This is a genomic window from Aliiroseovarius sp. Z3 (genome assembly GCF_029105185.1).
Classification (GTDB): Bacteria; Pseudomonadota; Alphaproteobacteria; order Rhodobacterales; family Rhodobacteraceae; genus Aliiroseovarius.
Genome location: NZ_JAFMZK010000002.1, coordinates 171,051 through 193,355, shown reverse-complemented (window position 1 = coordinate 193,355; position 22,305 = coordinate 171,051). Strand labels below are relative to the sequence as shown.

At 58.6% G+C, this 22,305-nt stretch carries 18 protein-coding genes and 1 tRNA gene; 9 read left to right on the top strand and 10 right to left on the bottom strand.

What is annotated here, in order from left to right; translation table 11 throughout:
* Positions 1-87: 87 nt before the first annotated feature.
* The 6 genes from J3R80_RS03905 to J3R80_RS03880 form a co-directional block, all read right to left on the bottom strand.
* Positions 88-1,419: a S41 family peptidase gene (locus tag J3R80_RS03905; protein WP_275392449.1), complete on the bottom strand. Its 1,332-nt coding sequence runs from the start codon at positions 1,417-1,419 to the stop codon at positions 88-90.
* Positions 1,420-1,423: 4 nt separating this feature from the next.
* Positions 1,424-2,581, bottom strand: coding sequence for a peptidase M23 (locus J3R80_RS03900; protein WP_275392448.1), 1,158 nt, complete (start codon positions 2,579-2,581; stop codon positions 1,424-1,426).
* Entirely contained in the window at positions 2,581-4,101 is a 1,521-nt protein-coding gene (gpmI, locus tag J3R80_RS03895) for a 2,3-bisphosphoglycerate-independent phosphoglycerate mutase (protein WP_275392447.1), read from the bottom strand. Before gpmI ends, J3R80_RS03900 begins: the two co-directional genes overlap by 1 nt.
* Positions 4,102-4,183: 82 nt before the next feature.
* Positions 4,184-4,654 (bottom strand): 23S rRNA (pseudouridine(1915)-N(3))-methyltransferase RlmH, encoded by a 471-nt coding sequence (rlmH, locus tag J3R80_RS03890; protein ID WP_275392446.1) that lies wholly within the window; start codon positions 4,652-4,654, stop codon positions 4,184-4,186.
* Positions 4,655-4,672: 18 nt separating this feature from the next.
* Positions 4,673-5,038: a ribosome silencing factor gene (gene rsfS, locus J3R80_RS03885; RefSeq protein ID WP_275392445.1), complete on the bottom strand. Its 366-nt coding sequence runs from the start codon at positions 5,036-5,038 to the stop codon at positions 4,673-4,675.
* A gap of 176 nt (positions 5,039-5,214) precedes the next feature.
* Complete coding sequence (locus J3R80_RS03880; protein ID WP_275392773.1) at positions 5,215-6,528, bottom strand: mechanosensitive ion channel domain-containing protein; 1,314 nt, start codon at positions 6,526-6,528, stop codon at positions 5,215-5,217.
* A 359-nt stretch (positions 6,529-6,887) separates the two neighbouring features.
* Here J3R80_RS03880 and leuC point away from each other — a divergent pair, with 359 nt between their 5' ends.
* The 9 genes from leuC to J3R80_RS03835 all read left to right on the top strand — a co-directional run bounded on the left by leuC (position 6,888) and on the right by J3R80_RS03835 (position 15,892).
* Positions 6,888-8,294 (top strand): 3-isopropylmalate dehydratase large subunit, encoded by a 1,407-nt coding sequence (gene leuC / locus J3R80_RS03875; RefSeq protein ID WP_275392444.1) that lies wholly within the window; start codon positions 6,888-6,890, stop codon positions 8,292-8,294.
* A gap of 245 nt (positions 8,295-8,539) precedes the next feature.
* The gene (locus J3R80_RS03870; RefSeq protein WP_275392443.1) at positions 8,540-9,238 is read left to right on the top strand and encodes a VPLPA-CTERM sorting domain-containing protein; all 699 of its coding nucleotides are present in this window, start codon (positions 8,540-8,542) and stop codon (positions 9,236-9,238) included.
* Positions 9,239-9,397: 159 nt separating this feature from the next.
* Positions 9,398-10,003: a 3-isopropylmalate dehydratase small subunit gene (leuD, locus tag J3R80_RS03865; protein WP_275392442.1), complete on the top strand. Its 606-nt coding sequence runs from the start codon at positions 9,398-9,400 to the stop codon at positions 10,001-10,003.
* Positions 10,004-10,303: 300 nt separating this feature from the next.
* A complete protein-coding gene (locus tag J3R80_RS03860; protein ID WP_275392441.1) occupies positions 10,304-11,104 on the top strand; it encodes a hypothetical protein in 801 nt (266 codons plus the stop codon).
* 47 nt (positions 11,105-11,151) lie between these two features.
* The gene (locus J3R80_RS03855) at positions 11,152-12,222 is read left to right on the top strand and encodes an endonuclease/exonuclease/phosphatase family protein (RefSeq protein ID WP_275392440.1); all 1,071 of its coding nucleotides are present in this window, start codon (positions 11,152-11,154) and stop codon (positions 12,220-12,222) included.
* Positions 12,223-12,295: 73 nt separating this feature from the next.
* On the top strand, positions 12,296-13,399 hold the full coding sequence (gene leuB, locus J3R80_RS03850) for a 3-isopropylmalate dehydrogenase (RefSeq protein WP_275392439.1): 1,104 nt from the start codon (positions 12,296-12,298) through the stop codon (positions 13,397-13,399).
* 81 nt (positions 13,400-13,480) lie between these two features.
* Positions 13,481-14,065, top strand: coding sequence for a GNAT family N-acetyltransferase (locus J3R80_RS03845; protein WP_275392438.1), 585 nt, complete (start codon positions 13,481-13,483; stop codon positions 14,063-14,065).
* Between the two features lie 58 nt (positions 14,066-14,123).
* Positions 14,124-14,200: transfer RNA gene (locus tag J3R80_RS03840), tRNA-Pro, on the top strand.
* A 270-nt stretch (positions 14,201-14,470) separates the two neighbouring features.
* Positions 14,471-15,892 carry a hypothetical protein gene (locus J3R80_RS03835; protein ID WP_275392437.1) on the top strand — a complete coding sequence of 474 codons (1,422 nt, stop codon included), beginning with the start codon at positions 14,471-14,473 and terminating at the stop codon, positions 15,890-15,892.
* Between the two features lie 16 nt (positions 15,893-15,908).
* Here J3R80_RS03835 and J3R80_RS03830 read toward each other — a convergent pair whose 3' ends face one another.
* The 4 genes from J3R80_RS03830 to J3R80_RS03815 all read right to left on the bottom strand — a co-directional run bounded on the left by J3R80_RS03830 (position 15,909) and on the right by J3R80_RS03815 (position 22,286).
* On the bottom strand, positions 15,909-17,255 hold the full coding sequence (locus J3R80_RS03830; RefSeq protein WP_275392436.1) for a hypothetical protein: 1,347 nt from the start codon (positions 17,253-17,255) through the stop codon (positions 15,909-15,911).
* Positions 17,256-17,759: 504 nt separating this feature from the next.
* The gene (locus J3R80_RS03825; RefSeq protein ID WP_275392435.1) at positions 17,760-18,374 is read right to left on the bottom strand and encodes a hypothetical protein; all 615 of its coding nucleotides are present in this window, start codon (positions 18,372-18,374) and stop codon (positions 17,760-17,762) included.
* Positions 18,375-18,567: 193 nt separating this feature from the next.
* Positions 18,568-20,946: a 1-deoxy-D-xylulose-5-phosphate synthase N-terminal domain-containing protein gene (locus J3R80_RS03820; RefSeq protein WP_275392434.1), complete on the bottom strand. Its 2,379-nt coding sequence runs from the start codon at positions 20,944-20,946 to the stop codon at positions 18,568-18,570.
* A gap of 131 nt (positions 20,947-21,077) precedes the next feature.
* Entirely contained in the window at positions 21,078-22,286 is a 1,209-nt protein-coding gene (locus J3R80_RS03815) for a methionine gamma-lyase (protein ID WP_275392433.1), read from the bottom strand.
* Between the last annotated feature and the right edge of the window lie 19 nt (positions 22,287-22,305).

Here is a 22,305-nt window from a genome sequence, read left to right as displayed (position 1 = left end):
TTGTTTGTGATATAGCGTTGACATAACAAGTAGAAACACAAAAGGGCCACCCCTTGGAGCGGCCCTTTTGTGTTTTTTGATGCCTGCTTACTGCGCCATCGCTATGGTCGACAGACCTTTGATCAGGTCGACCGCATAGGACAGCTGGAAGTCGTCATCGCGCAGCTTTGCGGCATCTTCTGCGGCCTCACGCTCCGCTTCAATCTGTCGCTGTTCGTCGTCAGTCAAACTATCGTTGTTCAGACTGCCGCGCAGGTCTGCTTCGGTGCGTTGCGGGCGGGCTTCTTCTTCGTTCTCGGCTGTAGGAACACGGGGGGGTTGCTGGACCACAATGTCGGGTGACACGCCCAGCGCCTGAATCGAACGGCCCGACGGCGTATAATACCGCGCGGTGGTCAGACGCATGGCCCCGTCCGAGGCCAAGGGCATAACCGACTGCACCGACCCTTTACCAAAGCTCTTGGTGCCCACGACAATGGCGCGGTGGTGATCCTGAAGCGCGCCCGCGACAATCTCGGACGCCGAGGCTGAGCCGCCATTGATCAATACGACCATCGGCTTGCCTTCGGCCAAATCGCCAGCTTCGGCATTCACGCGTTCGCTTTCGCCGGGGTTGCGGCCTCGGGTCGAAACGATCTCGCCGCTTTCAAGAAAGGCGTCGGACACTTCGATCGCCTGATTCAGAAGTCCGCCCGGATTGTTGCGCAAATCGAGCACGATACCTTCGACGTTCTCCATCCCACCCAAGGCTTCCACTTCGCGCGCCAGACCATCGGACATGTTGGTATAGGTTTGATCGTTGAAGGTTGTCACGCGCAGAACGATCGTGTTGCCGACCGAACGCGCCGTGGCTGCTGTCAGCTTGATCGTGTCGCGAATGATCGACACATCGAAGGGTTCATCCACCCCTTCACGCACAACGGTGATGATGATCTCGGACCCGACGGGGCCGCGCAGCATGTTCACCGCATCGTCCAATGTCAGCCCCATCAAGGCTTCGCCATCGACATGTGTGATATAGTCACCGGATTCCATACCCGCATCATCGGCCGGTGTTCCGTCCATCGGGGACACCACGCGCACGAAACCTTCTTCCTGCGTAACCTCGATGCCCAAACCACCGAAGGAACCACGTGTCTGCACACGCATATCGGCGGCGTCTTTGGGGGACAGATAGCTTGAATGGGGATCTAGCGAAGACAGCATACCGTCAATCGCCGCCTCAATCAAATCCGCGGAATCCACTTCCTCGACATATTGCGCACGGATGCGTTCGAAGATATCGCCGAACAGGTCCAGTTGCTCGTACACGCTTGAATTCCGGGCGGCGTCCTGCGCAAGAAGCGGCCCGGCCACCTGCGTGGTCAATACTGCGCCTGCCAAGGTGCCCCCAAGGGCGGCCATTACGAATTTCCTCATCAGCTTATTCCTTGCCTGCCGCAAACCAGTTACTCGGGTCCACGGGTGTTCCGTTCTCTCTTATCTCTATATAAAGCGTTTCCGACGCGTCTGCGCCAGTTCCTTGCTCCGCAGCGATCAAAAACGCTTGATCACCGCTGACATCTGCACCTGCCATCAGACCGATAGGCGCGCCTTTCGGTAACACCTCGCCCACTTCGCCATAGAGCTGGCCCAATCCGGCCAGAACCATCAGATAGCCATCGCCCGGCTCGACAATGGCAACATTGCCGTAGTCCAGCAGTGGTCCCAGATATCGGATCGTTGCAGGCCAGGGCGTGGTCACAATGGCCATTGGGCGGGTTGCAATGACATATCCGGGGCGGCGCACCCCGGCGGCGTCAACCTCGTCATAGCGGCGAATAATCTGGCCCAGCGCGGGCATCGCCAAGCGCCCTTTCACGCTGGTGAAATCCTGTGTGTCGGCTGCGTTGCCCTGTGGCACGGGTTCGGACATCAGCCCATCCGCGAAACTGGCCAGTGTGTCCGCGCTTTCGACCAGAGTTTTCATCCGGGCATCATCGGCCACGAACCGACGCGGCAATTCTGTGCGCCGGGCGATGGCAAGGCTGAGCTCAAAGCGCGCGTCCTGCGCCCCTTCCAGCCCTGTTTTCAGTGTGTCCACCGCGTTTTCCTGCAGGGCGCGCAGGGTTTGCAGCTCTTCCAGATCGCGGCGCAGGTTTTCGGCTTTCCTTTGCAACGCCGGGGCCACATCGGACAGGATCATCCCCGACCGCGCCGTGCCAATCGGCCCGGCAGGGTGGACCAGCAAGGCCGGCTCCGGCGCCCGTTCAATGGTTTGCAGAACACCGAGAAGTTGGGACAACTGGTCGCTTTCCGCGCTCAAAGCCCCCTGGATACTGGCCTCCCTCAAGCTCGCGCGGCGCAACCCATCCCTAAGCCCTGCCAGCCCTTCTTCATAGGCCTGCACAGTTTGTGTCAGGGCTGATATCCGGTCATTTGACTTCTCGGCTTCGGCCAAGGCAACCGTCGCCTTGTCCAGCGCCAACATGGCGGCCTTTGCCGTCTCGGTCGGATCCATCTGCGCGCGCGCCGCAAAGGTCGGTGTCAGCACCACCAACACCACCCCAGCCAGCCGGGGCAAGAGGTGCCCGAGCCGCATCACCGGCGGATCAGGCTTTCGCCGGTCATCTCAACGGGCTGCTCCAACCCCATCAACTCCAGCAATGTCGGGGCAAGATCGGCCAAACGGCCCGCGGCGAGAGAGGCGCCTTCGGGTCCGCCAAACATGATGACCGGCACCAGATTGGTCGTATGCGCCGTGTGCGGACCATTGGTTTCTGCGTCCCACATGGTTTCGCAATTGCCGTGATCCGCCGTCACGATCATCGCGCCACCCACGTCTTTCAATGCTGCAAGCACCTGCCCCAACCCCGCATCAACGGCCTCGCACGCTGCGATGGCGGCATCCAGATCGCCGGTATGCCCAACCATGTCGGGATTGGCATAGTTGGTGACGATCAGGTCAAACCTGTCGCGGATCGCACCGATAAAATGCTCGGTCACTTCGGGGGCCGACATTTCGGGTTGCAGGTCATAGGTCGCGACCTTGGGGCTGGCCGCCATATAGCGGATCTCGCCCTCGACCGGGGCTTCCTTGCCGCCATTCAGGAAGAACGTGACATGGGGGTATTTCTCGGTCTCGGCGGTGTGAAACTGGGTCTTGCCATGTTTCGCAACCCATTCGGCCAGCGTGTTCACGATGTCGCGCTTGGGAAAACAGGTGGTCATATAGGCGTTGTGATCGTCGGAATATTGCACCATGCCCAGAAGCGCCGACAAGGTCGGGCGCGGGCCCGTGTTGAACTCGCTGAAACCCGGCTCGCCTATGGCGCGCAGGATTTCGCGGGCGCGGTCGGCGCGGAAGTTGATGAAGAACAGACCATCGCCGTCCTTCATGCCCTGATACCCGGTGACAACAGCGGGCTGGATGAACTCGTCCGTTTCGCCCTTGCCATATGCGGCGGCGATGGCGGGGTCGGCGCCCATGACCGCTTCGCCCTGCCCTTTGACCATGGTATCGAAGGCCCTGCTGACCCGCTCCCAGCGATTGTCGCGATCCATCGCGAAGTAACGACCGGTCACGGTAACGATCCGGGCGCCCTCCGGCAGTGCCGCCTCGAAGGCTGCAACCTGTTCGCGCGCCGATTGCGGTGGCACGTCGCGCCCATCCGTGATCGCGTGAACGGCCACGGTCAGGCCCGCATCGGTCAGCGCCTTGGCCGCCGCAACAAGATGATCCTGATGGCTGTGCACCCCACCGGGGCTGACCAGCCCGGCAATATGCGCGGTGCCGCCTGCGGCTTTGACCTTGGCGGCAAAATCCAGAAGCGCTTCGTTCTTGAAAAACGACCCATCTTCGATCGCCAGGTCGATCTGCCCCAGGTCCATCGCCACGACGCGGCCCGCACCGATATTGGTATGCCCAACCTCTGAGTTCCCCATTTGCCCGGTGGGCAGGCCCACATCGGGGCCATGGGTGATCAGCGTGTTATGCGGGCAATTCTCGATCAGCCAATCGAAATTGGGCGTGTTGGCCAGCGCAGGTGCGTTGTGATCGCGGGTTTCACGCAGCCCCCAGCCATCGAGAATACACAGAACGACGGGCTTGGGCGTGGTCATGGGAAAGGTTCCTTTGGCTGCTTACTGCCTGTCTATTGCGCGACAAGTCCGGGTGCAAGGCAAGCTGCCATCACCGGGCAGATCAGGCGCGATGATACGGGCTGCCCGCCAGGATCGACGCGGCGCGGTAAAGCTGTTCTGCAAGCATCACCCGCACCAGCATATGCGGCCAGACCATCTTGCCAAATGACAGACTGGCGTCCGCCTGCGCACGTAGCGACGGGTCAAGTCCATCTGCACCACCGATCACAAACGCGACGTCTCCGCGACCCTCATCGCGCCAGCGCCCCAGCAGGTTTGCGAAATCGGGCGAGGACATGACCTTGCCGCGCTCATCCAATGTGCAGATCAGCGCGCCTTTGGGAATGGCACGCTCTAACAAAACGGCTTCGGCGGACATGCCGCCGCCCTTCTTGTCTTCGACTTCGTGGATGTCGGCAGGCCCAAGCCCCAAAGCACGGCCCGTGCGATCAAATCGGGTCAGGTAGTCGTCGATCAGGTCGCGCTCAGCCCCGCCGCGCAAACGGCCAACGGCGCAGATATGCACCTTCATCGCGTCGCCCCTTGAAGATCAGGTCGATGCGCCGGCCGTGCCCGGCTCCAACCACATCTTTTCAAGCTGATAAAACTCGCGCACTTCCGGGCGGAACACGTGGACGATCACATCGCCCGCGTCGATCAGAACCCAGTCGCCCTGATCTTTGCCTTCAATCTTCGAAAAGACACCCATGTCTTGCTTGAGCTTCTCGGTCAGCTTCTCGGATATCGCTGCAACCTGACGGGTCGAGCGGCCAGAGCACACAACCATATGATCGGCCATCTCGGATTTGCCGCGCAAATCAATGATCACCACATCTTCGGCTTTGTCATCTTCAAGTGAGCTGAGAATCAGCGACAGGATATCGTCGCTGACGTTTGTTTGAGGGGCCGCCGTCATTGCGGGTTTCCCTGCGGCCGCATCTTGTGCGGCCTCTGTTTGCGGAGACAGGACATTGTCCTCCTATCAATGCGCACCGATCCGCCCCGGTGCTGGGCACATGTGAATCGTAGCATCAGATGGGGGTGATCTCAACGCTCGTCAAGCAACAGCTGCCAAACAGCAGTGCAAATGGGTCACGTCTGCGGGTTTTCGCCGGTCGCTGCTTGGTCTGCCAAATGCTCTGCCGGGTCGTCTTGCAGCAGTCGAACCTCGCGCTGAGGGAATGGGAACGAAATGTCGTTCTCTTCAAATGCGTCCCAAAGCGCCAGATAGACATTGCCGCGAATGTTGGTCAGACCGCCGGTCGGATCGTCGATCCAGAACCGCAAGATATAGTCAACCGAGCTGTCGCCAAATCCAACAATGTGACAGACCGGGGGGCGAAAGCTCAGAACGCGTGACACGTTGCTGGCGGCTTCGATTGCAACCTTGCGCACCTTGTGCGGGTCATCTCCATAGGCTGTGCCGAAAAAGATGTCCAAGCGGACGAACGAGTTTGTATGCGACCAGTTCACCACCTGCCCGGTGATCAGGTCTTCGTTCGGGATCAGGTATTCGCGCCCGTCCCGGGTGACAACCGACACATATCGCGCGCCAAGCTGCTGGATCCAGCCGAATGTCTCGCCAAGGCTGATCACATCGCCGGGTTTGATCGACTTGTCCAAAAGGATGATCACGCCGGACACGAGGTTCGACACGACCTTTTGCAGACCGAAGCCAAGACCCACACCGATGGCACCGGACAGAACCGCCAGACCGGTCAGGTCGACACCGATCACTTTCAGGCCCAGGAAGAACGCCGCCCCATACAGCAGAAGCTGGATGAACTTGACCGCCAGAACCTGCATCGATGGCGAAATATCGTCGTTGTTGCGTATCTTCTCGGCCGAGCCGCGACTGAACATCCGCGCCAAAGCAAACAGGGCCGCCGTAACAACCACCGCCCGAAGAACATCCAGAAGCGAGATATGGAAATCCCCGGCCGAGATCGCGAGATTATCCAGCACCTCACCGATCTCATCGGTAATGCCCAGATAATAAAGCGTTACATATATCCACAATCCCCATTTCGTCGTGCGCCGAAGAACCCGGTTTTCCACGATGACAGAGGCAAATCCGACCAGCACCCAGGCCAACGCCAAAGTGCCAATCGCCGCAATCAGATAGGAACGCGAGGGCCACGTCACCTCGCGCATCACCGAGACAATCAGCCACGACATCACCACGAACAACATCATGGGCACACGGCGCTTGGTATGAATGGCAAAGCGCAACCGGCGTTTCGACCACCCCTCGCGCGAGCGTAGCCAATGGTCGATTTTGGGGTTCAGCATCTTGCCGACCGCCCAGGCTATCAGCGCCAGAAGCACGACGATGGCCACCTGATACAGACGCCATGTCTGACTCAGGCTGAAAAAGAAGGTCGCACCTTCATCCCAGAGCGGCATCAACTGATCGCGCAAGGTATCGAAGGTCGTCGTGGCAAGCTCTGGCAGGTCTTCCGCGCCGCTGCTTTGTCTGGGTGATGTGCCGGGATGCGGCGTTGCTTCGGGCTCCATGTTGTGACTTTTACATGCGACCTTCTCCGCGTCCAGAGGTCGAACACAGCACATCACCCGACACCCTTGCGACAACGCTGGCAAAAGAGTATCTCAGCAGCATGACTCGGGTTTTCGATATGGATGATCACGCGCGCCTGCCCTGGCGGTTTTTCGGTGCGACGCGGACACAGCAAGCCCACCTGTAAGGTGGTGCCCCTTACCTATTGCAACCTGACACACATCCACGACCATCCACGGAGAGCGAAATGACCGCCCCGAAGACACTCTATGACAAAATCTGGGACGCCCATGTGGCCCACGAGGCCGATGACGGCACCTGCCTTCTGTATATCGACCGCCATCTGGTCCACGAAGTAACCAGCCCGCAGGCGTTCGAAGGGTTGCGTATGGCCGGGCGGCAGGTCCACGCCCCCGACAAGACCATCGCGGTGCCAGACCACAACGTCCCCACCACGCTGGACCGCGCCAAGGGGATCGAGAACGAGGAAAGCCGTATTCAGGTCGAGGCGTTGGACAAGAACGCCAAGGATTTCGGCATTCACTATTACCCCGTGGATGATGTGCGCCAAGGCATCGTGCATATCGTCGGGCCCGAGCAAGGCTGGACCCTGCCGGGCATGACCGTTGTCTGCGGCGACAGCCACACGGCAACCCACGGTGCGTTCGGCGCGCTGGCCCACGGCATCGGCACCTCTGAGGTCGAGCATGTTCTGGCAACGCAAACGCTGATCCAGAAGAAATCCAAGAACATGAAGGTCGAGATCACGGGCAAGCTCAAGCCCGGCGTGACCGCGAAGGACATCACGCTCGCGGTGATCGGCAAGACCGGCACGGCTGGCGGCACCGGCTATGTCATCGAATATTGCGGCGAAGCGATCCGCGATCTGTCGATGGAAGGCCGTATGACCGTCTGCAACATGGCCATCGAAGGCGGTGCCCGCGCCGGTCTGATTGCACCCGACGAAACCACCTTTGAATATGTGAAGGGCCGCCCCCACGCCCCGAAAGCCGGTCAGTGGGAACAGGCGCTGGAGTATTGGAAGACGCTTTATACCGACGAAGGCGCACATTTTGACAAGGTGATCACCCTTAAGGGGGAAGAGATCGAGCCGGTTGTGACCTGGGGCACATCGCCCGAGGATGTTCTGCCGATTTCCGCCACCGTACCCAGCCCCGAAGACTTCACCGGCGGCAAGGTCGAAGCGGCCAAACGCGCTATCGAGTATATGGGCCTGACCCCCGGCCAGAAGCTGACGGATATCGAGATCGACACCGTTTTCATCGGGTCCTGCACCAACGGGCGTATCGAAGACCTGCGTGCCGTGGCCGACGTGGTCAAGGGCAAGAAGGTTAAGGACGGGCTGCGCGCGATGATCGTACCTGGATCCGGCCTAGTGCGCGCTCAGGCCGAGGAAGAGGGCCTGGCCGAGATCTTCAAAGAGGCCGGTTTCGAATGGCGCCTTGCGGGCTGTTCGATGTGCCTTGCCATGAACCCCGATCAACTGTCCGAGGAAGAACGCTGCGCCTCGACCTCGAACCGGAACTTCGAAGGGCGTCAAGGCTATAAGGGCCGCACGCATCTTGTGTCGCCAGCCATGGCCGCCGCAGCGGCGTTGACGGGACGCCTGACCGACGTGCGCGACCTGATGTGATTCGTCGCCCCGGTCACAGTCGGGGAATACATCGAAATTAAGGTGCATTGTGCGCGGCTGGGAAACAGTTGCGCACATTTTGCATTCGCACATTTTTACGTTCACTACTTTGAATTGATAATGCCACAAAATTGACGAATTTCTTTGAAGTCGCCTCGTCTAACCTGCTAGAATCACACGTATTCGAGCATCGTGCAGGGGTCACGGTGAGTTATTTGATCAGTTACGTGTTTGAAGGGGTAACTATGAATAAGCTGTTTGCTGCTGCGGTCATCGCAGCTGGTTTTGCAACCACATCCGACGCAGCCGTCCTGAAACTGGACAGCTACACATCTTCCATCCAATCCGTTTCCGTGAATTCGTCACCCGTGGCGAACACGCCGGGGACAGTTGGCGCCACAGGCTTTAACCTGACAGATACAACCGGTGATATGGGCAGCTTCGTTGGCTGGTGCCTTGATATTGCGCACTATCTTATGAACAAAGGTTCAAGCCAGAACTATACGCCGACCAACGATCCGTTCTCGAACAGCTTTGGCCTGACCGACGTTGGTCGCGACCGCGTGCAATCGGTGTTTGACGCCAACTACGGCCGGATTGACACATCAAACGGCGATCAGGCCGCCGCGTTCCAGATGGCTTTGTGGGAAGCCGCCTACGAAGACGACAATGCTACTCTCAGCATGTCATCGGGCTTGTTCAAAGCGACCAGCACCGGCAGTACGACACTGGCCAACCGGTATCTGATGGCTGCTTCGGCTTACTCGGGCGACGCCGTTTGGAACCTGTCGTTCCTTGAAGTCGATGGTGACGCAGACCGCGGTCGCTACACCGGACAGAACCTCGTCACTGTGTCGCCGGTTCCGGTGCCCGCTGCCGGCCTGCTTCTGGTGACCAGCCTGTTCGGTATGGGGGCCATCGCGCGCCGCCGTCGTAAAGCCTGAATCTGTTTCACCTGAACACCAACCCGGCGCTTTCCAAAGGTGCCGGGTTTTTCGTGCGCGGTTGACTTGGATTCGCCGTCAAAACCTGCATAAAGCAAGGGAACGAATGACGCAGCCACGACGTCTACAGACCGTGGCGGATGCAGAAAGGTGCGTGCTATGGAAAAATTCCAAAAACTTCATGGGATCGCTGCGCCGATGCCGTTGGTGAACATCGACACCGACATGATCATCCCCAAGGTTTTTCTGAAGACCATCAAACGGTCTGGCCTTGGCGTGAACCTGTTTGACGAGATGCGCTATGATCGGCAGGGCAACGAGATCCCGGATTTCGTCCTGAATAAACCGCAATACCGTGATGCCGAAATTCTGGTGGCTGGCGACAATTTCGGTTGCGGCTCGTCGCGCGAACACGCGCCATGGGCCATTGCAGATTTCGGCATCAAATGCGTTATCTCGACCAGCTTCGCTGACATCTTCTTCAACAACTGCTTCAAGAACGGCATTCTGCCGATCATTTTGCCGCAGGAACAGGTCGACATTCTGATGGCCGACGCCGAGAAAGGCGCCAATGCCCGGATGACCGTCGACCTCGAATCACAAGAGGTAACAACCTCGGATGGAGAGGTGATTCCCTTCGAAGTTGACGCTTTCAAGAAGCATTGCCTGCTGAACGGGCTGGATGACATCGGTCTGACCATGGAAAAACAAGGTGCAATTGAGTCTTTTGAGGCGAAAGCCGCCGCACAACGCCCTTGGGTCTAACCACCTGAAAAACTGAATGAATCATGGGGTCATCCGCTGAGATGGCCCCATTTTTACCTTAATTTGGTGCAAAGTCGCACCAGTTTCCCCTTAAATCGACCACATTTGGCAACGCATTTTAGGCTCAACTTGAAGTGGGACTAATATGCGACGCAGTATGTTGCAATAAGAAGCAGTGACCCGCTGAATGAGGAAACGCTGACATGGATAAAGGGTGCGGCAGGTAACAGCACCCATCCAGGTGGAAGGATAAAGGTAGTGGTTAGCCGAATGATTGGCGCAATTGCGCGAGCATTCCTGATGGTGATTTTGATTGCGACGCCGTCCATTTTGGTGCCCGGCGTCAGTCAGGAATCCGGTCAGATCGTAACCATCGTTGCATTGTTCGCTGCGGCGTTGACCATCTTCGAATATGCCTCGACCTATCCCGGTCTCGTCGAATTCCGCGATGCACCGCCGTTTAACCGCATCCGCTTCGCTGCCCTGTTCGCCACGGTATTCTGTCTGTCGGTGATCGTGCGGGGTCAGACCGACCATTCAACCGCAACACAGTTCATGACTTCGGTCGGGATGCTGATCGGTCAGGCCATTGACTTCCCATATAGCCCGGTGCGCTTCGTGGTTTCGATGCTGCCGGACACCGCCAGCTTCAACGACATGGTGCTGCTGCGGGCCGCTGCTGGGATGAGCTATCTGATCTCACTTCTGTCGATGGCCGTGTTCCTGATGGCGCTGCGCTTCACCGAATGGCCTGCAAAATCGACAGGGGCGTTCAACGTCTGGGTCAACCTGCCGACGTTTGACCCGACCACGGGTGGCGACGTGGTCCGCCGCCTTGTGCGCGACGCGCGGTTCAACATTGCGCTTGGGTTCCTGTTGCCCTTCGCCACGCCCATCATCATCTCTGCCGCCGTGTCGCTGTTTGGTTCTGTGTCGGTGGAAAACCATCAAACCATGATCTGGACCGTTGCCGCATGGGCCTTTCTTCCCGCCAGCCTTTTCATGCGCGGCATCGCCATGCTGCGCGTTGCCCTGATGATCAGCAGCGAGCGCAAGCGCAACAAACGCCGCGCCAACGATGGCGGGATGGCGCACGCCTGATCGGCACTGGTTGCAAGTCCACACCTTTCTTTAACTGGATCGTTTCCGTGACGCTGGCCCTGATGGCCTGCGTCGCGCCCGTTGGTGCGCAAGCGACGGACCTGCGCATCGCGACCTATAACGCCGAAATGGACAGGAAAGGCCCCGGCCTTTTGCTGCGCGATATTCTGTCGGGCAAGGATGAACAGATCGCAGCCGTCCTCACCGTCATTGCCACCGCCAAACCCGACATCCTGACGCTTCAAGGCTTTGACCATGACTTCGAGGGGCACGCCCTGCATGCCTTCCAAATCGCACTGGCCGATCAGGGGCACGACATGCCGCACGCGTTCGCGGCCATGCCCAATTCGGGCTTGGCCACAGGGTTTGATATGGATGGAAATGGCCGCACCCATGAGCCGCGCGACGCTCAAGGTTATGGCCACTTCACCGGTCAGGGTGGGATGGCTGTTCTGTCCCGGTATCCGCTGGGCGAGGTACAGGATTTCTCGGCATTTCTATGGAAGGACCTGCCGGGTGCCATACCGCCCACCCGAAATGCCAGCCCTTTCCCGTCCTCGGAGGCCTTCGCCATTCAACGGCTAAGCAGCGTCGCCCATTGGGATGTGCCGGTGCAGTTGTCGAATGGCACCACGCTGCACCTCCTGACTTTTCACGCCACCACCCCCGTTTTTGACGGGGACGAGGATCGCAACGGGCGACGTAACCGCGATGAAATCGCGTTTTGGCAACGGTATCTGGACGGCGCACTTCCGTTCCCCGCCCCGGACCAGCCCCTGATCATCGCGGGTGTGGCCAATCTGGATCCAAATGACGGTGACGGGCGGCGTGACGCAATCTCGCGACTGCTCAGCGACCCTCGGCTACAGGATCCTGAACCTCGTCGATCAGGTTTGATTGCGGAAGGCGATGCCGGGCAATCAGGTGACCCTGCGCTGGACACGGTCGATTGGCCAGATCCCTCACCGGGTGACTTGCGCGTCAGCTATATCCTGCCCGCACACAATCTTGATGTGGTGGATGCGGGCGTGTTCTGGCCAGCCGACAATGACCCGATGTTGATTACGGTCAACACCGCCTCACGCCACCGTCTTGTCTGGGTGGATCTGCGCTTCTGACCCTTCGTTTCTTGACCCTGCGTCCCCGACAGGCTAGGCCATCGGCGACGTATTTCTCAGCAAGGACAGACCCATGACCAATCCCTCCCTCCTTATCCTGCCCGGCGATGGCATTGGCCCCGAAGTCATGGCCGAAGTGCGCAAGATCATCGACTGGATCGGCGATAAGCGCGGCGTGACATTTGATGTGAGCGAGGATCTGGTGGGCGGTGCCGCCTATGACAAACATGGTGTTCCTTTGGCAGACGAGACCATGGCCAAAGCACAGGAAGTCGATGCTGTTTTGTTGGGCGCTGTGGGTGGCCCGAAATACGATGATCTGGATTTCTCAGTAAAGCCTGAACGCGGGCTTCTGCGTCTGCGCAAGGAAATGGACCTGTATTCAAACCTGCGCCCGGCCCAGTGCTTTGACGCGCTGGCCGCTTTCTCATCCCTGAAGCGCGACATCGTATCTGGCCTCGACATCATGATCGTGCGCGAGCTGACCTCGGGCGTCTATTTCGGCGAACCGCGCGGCATCTTCGAGGAAGGCAACGAGCGTGTGGGCATCAACACCCAGCGCTACACCGAAAGCGAGATCGAGCGCGGCGCCCGGTCGGCCTTTGAACTGGCGATGAAACGCAACAAGCGCCTGTGCTCGATGGAAAAGGCCAACGTGATGGAGTCTGGCATCCTGTGGCGTGAAGTCGTGACCCGTGTAGGGAAAGAATACCCCGAGGTCGAGCTGTCGCACATGTATGCCGACAATGGCGCCATGCAACTGGTCCGCGCGCCGAAACAATTCGACGTGATCTACACAGACAACCTGTTTGGCGACATCCTGTCGGATTGTGCGGCCATGCTGACCGGATCGCTGGGCATGTTGCCGTCGGCCTCGCTCGGGGCTCCGATGGCCAATGGCCGCCCGAAAGCACTTTACGAGCCCGTCCACGGCTCGGCCCCGGACATCGCCGGCGAAGGCAAAGCCAACCCCTGCGCCTGTATCCTCAGCTTCGCCATGGCGCTGCGCTACAGCTTCGACATGGGCGGCGAGGCCGACCGTCTGGAAGCGGCGGTCGAGAAGGTGCTGGCCGACGGCGTGCGCACCGGTGATCTGCTGAATGAAGAAGGGGTGAAACCTGTCTCGACCTCGGAAATGGGGGATGCGGTGATCGCGGCGCTGAACGCGAGCCTCTGAACTGACACGACATTGCAACAGGCGGCCCGGCTTCTGCGCGGGCCGCTTTTCATTTAGGCGCCGCCTTCCCATATCCCCTGTATGTCAGAACTGATCTTGCACAACGAACTGCCACGCGGACACGAAGCAGAAGCTGCCGCGCTTTATTGGGAAGCCTTTGGTGGCAAACTGGGGAAACTGCTTGGGCCAGATGACAAAGGGCGCCAGTTCTTTGCCAAGACGGTCAATCCAGAGGCGGTGATCGCCGCCACGGACAAAACCGGTCGGCTTCTGGGCATCGCGGCGCACAAAGCCGGGGTCAATGGGTTCTCGACCGCGACAACAGCCGACCTGTTTCGACATTATGGTTTGGGCGCACTTTGGCGGCTCATCCCGCTTGCGATGCTGGAACGGGACGCGCCCAAGGGGACATTGCAGATGGACGGGATCTGCGTGGCCGAAACCGCTCGTGGTCAGGGCGTTGGATCGGCCCTGTTTGATGCCCTTTTTGATTACGCGCGGCAAAACGGCTTCACTCATGTCACGCTTGACGTGATTGACACCAACCCCCGCGCCGAAGCGCTTTACGAGCGTCTTGGATTTATCGCAACGGGCGAAGAAACAACCGGCCCGCTGAAGCCGCTTCTGGGGTTCAACAGCGCCACCAAAATGGTTCTGACCCTTTAAACACGGCAATTTGGGTCTTGCTCTTGCGCCCGGTTGAGGATATCCCGCGCGTCACGGTCGGGCTGTAGCGCAGCCTGGTAGCGCACCTGCTTCGGGAGCAGGGGGTCGGAGGTTCGAATCCTCTCAGCCCGACCAATTCCTAAAAACGATGTGACACACATGTAAACGGACGCGCCCTGCCACGGCTCGTGCCCGATCTGGGCCAGGTTGACCTCTTGCATGTTGAAATAAGCCAATTCCTCTGCGCTCAGGCGTGACGGACACGCCGTCTTTGTTTGTTTTCCCGCAACACTCCGCGAGAACAAGGTACTTTGATACCAGACAGTAACCTGCCGACATTGACAGGATGACCGACCGGACGCTTGACTGGTGAGCGCAGAATTTACCGGTGAGCAGGTTGGATTTATGAGAGGATCAAGATCGCGTCGACTGGCACTGTCCATTGCGTCCGTCCTGTTCATAGTGGGTGGGCTGTTCGTGTCGTTGGCGATCTATGCTTCAAATATAATCTGGCCGGACCCACAGGCAATCACCTACGAGTTCACGCCGGCTGAACTGATTCCAGACACATTGAAGATTGCAGAGCAATCCAACCCGCCATCCGTTCAAAATACTCCAACACCCGGTTCAAACCTGCCGGATCTCGTCGCCACACTTCGCAAGCCCAAACCACCAAGCACCGGTAGCGACAGTTATCCTGTCATCACCTCTCTCGCTCCCAGACTCTCCACACGCGCTCCGGCGGCCCTGATCGACACGCACAGATTTGGATCTCCCTTACCGTCAGAAAATGACACGTCCAACCCGCCCCGTAAGCGCGTTGCGCCGACAGCGCCAGCGGGGCTGCATGATGAGACCAACAGTGACCACCCGGTGTCGGTCTTTTCCATGGGCACACCAGTAAGGGAAAGCCCCCCCGCCCCCTTGAATGAAGTGGTCGCAGACCTGGCGGCACCTGCGGTAATCGACGTCGTGCAGGCCATGCACGATGCCGATTATCAACTGGACATGCAGATCGCTGCCTTGGCACGACCGATTGACATTCCCATTCCGCCCGCACCGCCTGCCGATGTGTTCGCACTGGCCAACACCACCCCCCAGCCCTTGCCCGAGATCGTGTTCGCGATGGCCGAGCTGGACCTGCCGCCCCAGCGAGTTGACGGTGATGCGGTGCTTGCCGTTTCGCAATCGCTCAGCCCTCCAGACCTTTCCGCCGCCCCTGCCCCCACCCTCGCAGCGATTGTCCACAATGAACCACGGCAGCGCAGGTCGAGACGGATGATCACACCAGCCAAACTGGCCGCCGCAAACTTAGGCGATCTGAGCCTTCTGCCGCCAAAGGCGATCACGCGTAAAAGCGACGAAGAGCTCGTAGATCACTTGGCGAAAGTTCTGGCCGCGATCCCGCTCCCGTTACCCGGCGAAGGCAATGGTGCCGCGCCGCATTCCGCGCCCGCCGCCTCTCCTCGACCACCGCAAAGGCTACACTCCGATCCGGCCCGTCCACCTGCCCGCCAAAACGTCGCCGAACCATCACGTCCGTCAACCGAACCGACCGTCGCTGTCGTCACACCCGCGTCGGCACCTGCCCCCGCATCAATCAGGTGGGATGACGGCAGAAAACGGATGTCAGTTGTCGGCATATACAAAACCGGCACCGCCGCATGGGCGCTTTTGGAGATGAGTGATGGGCGCATCATAAAGGCCACCAAAGGCACAAGTTTCAACGGCTTTCGGGTGACCCGTATTGGGGTCAGCAAGATCTGGATACGCGCCGGGGGCATGGAGAAGGGTCTGACAACGGGTCAGGTTGTCGTTCTGGACTGACGTGTAAAACGCAGCATCACTCTTCGTTGCGGAGGTAGTAGTCCATCCGCTCGCTCTTATGAACCAACCTGTAGTTTGCCATTTCTTCAACAAAACGCGGGTCAGATTTCATAATGGCCGCCCACGTCAGCGGATCTGATGTCAAATTGATAACAGCCCGGTCTGATACGATCAGATCAGGTTTGTGGACGAGGATATCGTTCAGATAATCCGTTCGATTTCGTTCCACAATACCATTCAGTTCAGCACAAAGCTCGGCTTCTTTCGCGCAATCGGTCTCCGCCAATTTCTTCAAGGCTCCGGGATACAGCCAGTTGGCGGGATAGCGACTGGTCCAGTCGATCCCAAGCCGTAATGCTACAGGAGCGCCGGGGTCCAACAGCATGGAATCAGACACCATGCTTTCAATCGGCCCGGTTTTCTGAGTTGCATAGATCACTTCATCCGTCAGCGGACTGACATATTTTCCACGCTCATAGAGCACAATCAGCGACAATGCGCAGGCCAAAGAGGTCAGGGCGACGCTCAAAGGTCTGGAACGTACATTGAGCAGCCACCACGCACCGGCCAGCAACGAGTAAATGATGAACGGCACCAGTTGATAGCCAAATCCGGTGCTTTGAACCACAAAGCCAAGCAAAGCCGCAACCGCAGCCAATCCAAAGGTCAGATTGCCATTATCCTGCCCCGTCCGGCGAACAAGCGGTGCCATTATGACAAGACCCAGCAGGATCGAAACCAACGAGATGCGCAAGACAACCCAAAGGGGGTTCTTGTATGCCCCATAAACTTTACCCGCCATTGGGACGATGTCTGTCAGGTATTCCGAATGCCACGCCATGACCAGGCCCACGTAGATCACACCAATCGCAAGCATCAGAAGGTAACGGGGATAGACGATGGGCGCAAAGGAGCGGCGGAGCCACATGTCCCGGATCAGAAACGTGATCGGAAACACCAGAAAAAACGGCTTTATACAGATACCAATCGCGGCGAATGCGCTGCTTGCCAATGAAGGCCCCTGCACCGGGCGAACAAGATACCACATCAACCACGGCGACAGAAACAACACCAGAAGGTGTTCGCGCTGCGCAATATCGCTTGCCGCGCCCAGCATATAGACCACCGCCATAAACGCGAAGAACAGGATCCGGCGCAGCGCGCTTGGGTCAGCAGCACTTCGCAAGATGGCTCCGGACCACAGCAGGCTAAATCCGTACAGCAGCGCCACAAAGAAATACTGCCCATTGGTATCACTTATGCTCAGGCCATCTGCGATTATAATCGCCGGGATGGTCAGATAGAAGTTAAGGGGCGGATTGACCTCGACCAGATCGACGTAAAGTTGCGCCCCACCCAGCATCTTCCGTGTCGCGACAAGATACCAAGCGGTGTCGTGATTGACCGGCCAGTTCCAATAGACCTTGATGAAAACAGCCATCCCGCAAAGAACAACCAAGACCATCGGCCATGTTGGCAGGAACGGCGTGCCGCGATGCGAAAACACCCAAAACCTTAGGGCAAGAAATGTCGCCAAGGGTACGATCACTGCAACGAATGCCATCGCCAAATAGAAACTGCCGCCCGTAAATGTGGCGATTAACCAGACGATGAAACTGCTGGTTGCAAGTCCGGTCAGGGACACGAAAACGAACTTGGGCAAATGCTGTTTGTGATTTGGCTCTGCCGCAAACGTAAAACGAGAATGGCCCAGATATGAGATCACGACCGACACGCAGAAGCCGCTGAAATTCGCCCACAGTTCTGGCGCAGAAAGCAGCCTGTGAGCGACAGTTGCCACAAGGACATGTATGATCGTCGCTAGACCGCCGACACCAATGAATCGAAACAGCTGAGCGAGCAATGGTCAGGCCTTCTCAAGAACAGCGCCAAGCGACAGCCCGATTGGAAAAGGCACCCGCCCCAGCAAAAACCTTTCTGCCCCAAAAATCTGCCGCATCAATCCGTTCGGCCACCCAGGCGGCATACTGTCATCCGGTGCATCGCTGTCCGTCAGTTTCCTGATCGCATCCTTACGCGCATCCGTCGGAAGGTTGGCACGACGTTGGATCAGTGTCTCGATCACGTCGCGGCGCGCGGCAAACCACCAATGCTGCGCTTCCAACTCGTTCATACGTTCATAGACATCACGATCCATTCTTTGCCTCTTCGTTGGCGTTTTGCGGAACATACGAACGCACGATGTAAAGCGGACGCTTGCGCACTTCTGTATAGATACGGCCAACACCAGTTTCCACAACTTCCAATATGGCCAGTGGCTGTCGCGCTCGGCACCCGCGGGTCTGTCATATTCGACCTCTGTCGTCTCAAATCCGACCCAGACGAAAACCGCCTTGTCAAAGCGTGACCGTTCGCCCATCTCGCAGATCGCGTCCACCACTTCACGATCAAGAAGACGAAAATCACCGACACCGCTTGGAATAGGGTGATCGGCCAGCGTGTTGAAAAGGCGATAGGACATACCCGCACTGGTGCGCTTGGCCCATGTATCCGCATCGCGTCGCGCTCGACGGGCATTCACAACCCTGGCGCCTTCCTGCCACCGCGCGGGCAGCAGGCTTATTCTATTTGCGGCAGATTATGATAGGCCAGAGTCGCGTGGCAAGCCGCGCCAACGAATTAGTGCATATTCGCCAACAAGCGCGGCAAAGACGCTACGCATGAGAAATTCTTACGGGCCTGCCCGTGGTCAACCCCTGTACTTTTTCGACAATCGCATCGGCATCGATACCATGGTGACGATAGAGGTCGCCGATGGTGCCGGTCTGGCCGAAATGCTCGACCCCCAACGGCAGAGTGTGATGACCGACAACACTGCCCAGCCATGCCAAGGTCGCGGGGTGGCCGTCAATGACAGTGATCAATTTGCAATGGGCAGGCAGATCCTGCATCAGATGCTCAATATGCGACAAGGCACCGGTATTGCCCCGCGCCCGCGCACGCTGTGCAGCGGTCCATCCAGCGTTAAGCCGATCCGCCGATGTCACGGCCAAAACACCGACATCCCGTCGCCCTTCGCCGATCATACCAGCCGCCTTGATGGCTTCGGGCGCGACCGCCCCTTGATAGGCAATCACCACTTCACAGTTGGCCCCGGGTTTGCGCAGCCAATAGGCACCATCAATGGCCCCTTGGCGGAAATCCTCATCCACCCGCTTGCCGGGTTGCTCGATCGGATTGGTGGTCAGGCGCAGGTAGACCGATCCGCCGGTTTCATCGCGTAACCAGGTCCGTTCATCGGGATCCCCTTCGCCGTCGCGCTGCAGATAATCAAATGCCCACGCCATGATCACGGCCAACTCGTCGGCGAAAGCGGGCTCAAACGCTGCAAGCCCGTCCTGCGACATACCGATCAATGGTGTACCAACCGATTGGTGCGCGCCGCCCTCGGGGGCCAGCGTCACACCCGAGGGCGTGCCCACCAAAATGAAACGCGCATCCTGATAACAGGCATAGTTCAGGGCATCGAGCCCACGATTGACGAACGGGTCATACACCGTACCGATGGGGATCAACCGCCTGCCGAACAGGCTGTGGCTCAGCCCCGCCGCACCCAAGAGCAGCATCAGGTTCATCTCGGCGATGCCAAGCTCGATATGTTGGCCATCGGGTGTGAACTCCCATTTGGCTGTCGAAGGGATACGGTGCTCGATAAACGCATCTGCCTGCGCCTTGCGCGCGAACAGCTTGCGCCGGTTCACCCACGGCCCAAGATTGGTGGTGCCGGTTACATCCGGAGACATCGTGACAATCCGCGCCGCCAAATCGCTGTCGCCCTTGGACAGATCATCCAACACCTTGCCAAATGCCATTTGGGTCGAGATTTCGCGATCTGTGCTGATCGTAATCTCGGGAACAGACAGTTTGTCGTCGGTGTAGCGCCGCGCCCCTTTGGCAAAAAACGGCACGTTGTCCAGAAACACCCTCAGCGCGTCAGGGTCGTCCACGGTGGCAAATGGCATCCATTCGTCACCATCGGCCACACCCATATGAGTTTGCCATTCGGCAAACTGGGTTTTGTTCATCAACCCGCCGTGGTTGTCCTTGTGCCCCGCGATGGGTGTGCCCCAGCCCTTGATGGTGTAGGCCAGAAAACAGGTCGGACGATCATGATCGATTGCGGCGAAGGTGTCGGCCATCGTTTCGACGCAGTTTCCGCCAAGGTTCTCCATCAGCTCTGCCAATTCATCATCCGAACGTCGGTCAATCAATGCGGTGACGTCCCCCTGATCGCCCAAGTCATCCATCAGACGTTTGCGCCAAACCGCACCGCCCATGAATGTCAGCGCCGAATACTCGGCATTCGGGCAGGCGTCGATCCAGTCGCGTAGCGCCGCGCCACCCGGTTCCTTGAACGCCTTACGCTGCAAAACCCCGTGCTTGACGCGCACAACGTCCCACCCAAAGGCGTCGAAGATTTTCTCGACCCGTTCAAACAAACCCTCGCGCACAATCCCGTCCAGCGATTGACGGTTGTAGTCGATGATCCACCACGTGTTGCGCAGGTCATTTTTCCAGCCTTCCTGAAGGCATTCATAGATGTTGCCCTCGTCCAGCTCGGCGTCGCCAACCAGCGCCACCATCCGACCCACGGGCACATCTTCACCCCAGGATTTCGCGGCGATGTAGTCCTGCACCATCGATGCGAACGAGGTAATCGCCACCCCCAACCCAACAGATCCGGTCGAAAAATCCACATCGTCGATATCCTTGGTGCGCGAGGGATAGCTTTGCACCCCGCCAAACCCTCGAAAGTTCTCCATCTTCTCGCGCGTCTGATTGCCCATCAGATACTGCATGGCATGAAAGATCGGGCTGGCATGCGGCTTGACCGCGACCCGGTCCTCGGGTTTCAGCGTGCTGAAATAGAGCGCCGTCATAATTGACACCATTGACGCAGACGACGCCTGATGCCCACCGACCTTTATCCCGTCCGATTTCGGCCGGATATGGTTTGCGTGGTGTATCATCCAGTGCGACAGCCAAAGCAGCCGTTGTTCAATGATTTTCAACTGGGTCACATCAGTGGGCATGCTCAAAACCTTCGATCAAACAAGGTGCATCACCCGCCGGGCTGCGGATGACGTCTCTGTGCACCGCCTCAGACCTGCTTCCCGGCCGTTTGACACGCCCGCAGGCTGAGGGTGGGATGCATTCGCTTCGACTATTCTGCGGCGTGTTGCATCGCGGGGGACAGTGCAGATTCGAGATCGGCGAGAATATCCGCGACCTCCTCCAGCCCCACAGACAAGCGGATCAGCCCGTCCGAGATGCCATGCTCGGCGCGTTCTTCGGGCGTATAGGTCGAATGAGTCATCGACGCCGGGTGCTGGATCAGTGTTTCTGCATCCCCAAGCGAAACCGCGCGCTGGATCATCGTCAAACGGTTCATCATGGCGATCCCTCCGTCGATGCCGCCGTCGACCTCAAATGCGATCATCGCACCCGGCTGGTCCATCTGACCTTCCGCAACAGCGTGTTGGGGAAAGCTTTCAAGCCCCGGAAAGTGAATTGCTTTGACTGCCGGATGCGCTTCCAGCCAATGCGCCACGATCTGTGCCGATGCGCAATGCCGGTCCATCCGAAGGGCCAACGTCTTCAGCCCCCGCAGGATCAGCATCGCGTTGAACGGGGCCATCACTGCGCCGGTCATATCTTTCATGCCAACAAGGCGGATTTCGGTGATCTGCTCTAAGGTGCCGACCACCAGACCGGCGACAACGTCACCATGGCCGCCCAGATATTTGGTGGCAGAGTGCAACACGATATCGGCGCCATGTTCAATCGGGCGGGTCAGGTAAGGTGTGGCATAGGTGTTGTCCACCACCACTGTTGCCCCCGCCGAATGTGCAATCTCCGACACCGCGGCGATATCAACCAGGCGCATGTTCGGATTGGCCGGGGTTTCGAAATAAACCACACGGGTCTTGTCGCTGATCATGCCGCGCAGGTTGTCGGGGTCGGTCATGTCCACATGGGTGATGGTTACGCCCCATTTCGCCAACCCGTGTTGCATGAAGGCAAAGGTACAGCCGTAAAGGGTTTTATCCACGATCACCTCGTCCCCCGGTGACAGAAGCGTCCACAGAACCGCAGTAATCGCCCCCATGCCCGATGACAGCGCCAATCCTGCCTCGGCGCCTTCCAGCGTTGCGATGCGTTGTTCAAGCAGATCGCAGGTTGGGTTCGAAATACGGGAATAGATATGGCCCGGACGGTCGCCCGCGAACATCTCTCCGCCGGCCTCGGCGGTTTCAAACGCAAATGTCGAGGTCAGGTGCAGTGGCGGCGTCAGCGCGCCTTCATTGTCCTGCGGATCATATGCGTGGTGGATGGCACGGGTTGCGAAACCGGATGTGGGGGACGATGTCATGGCAAGCTCCTTTGCAAAA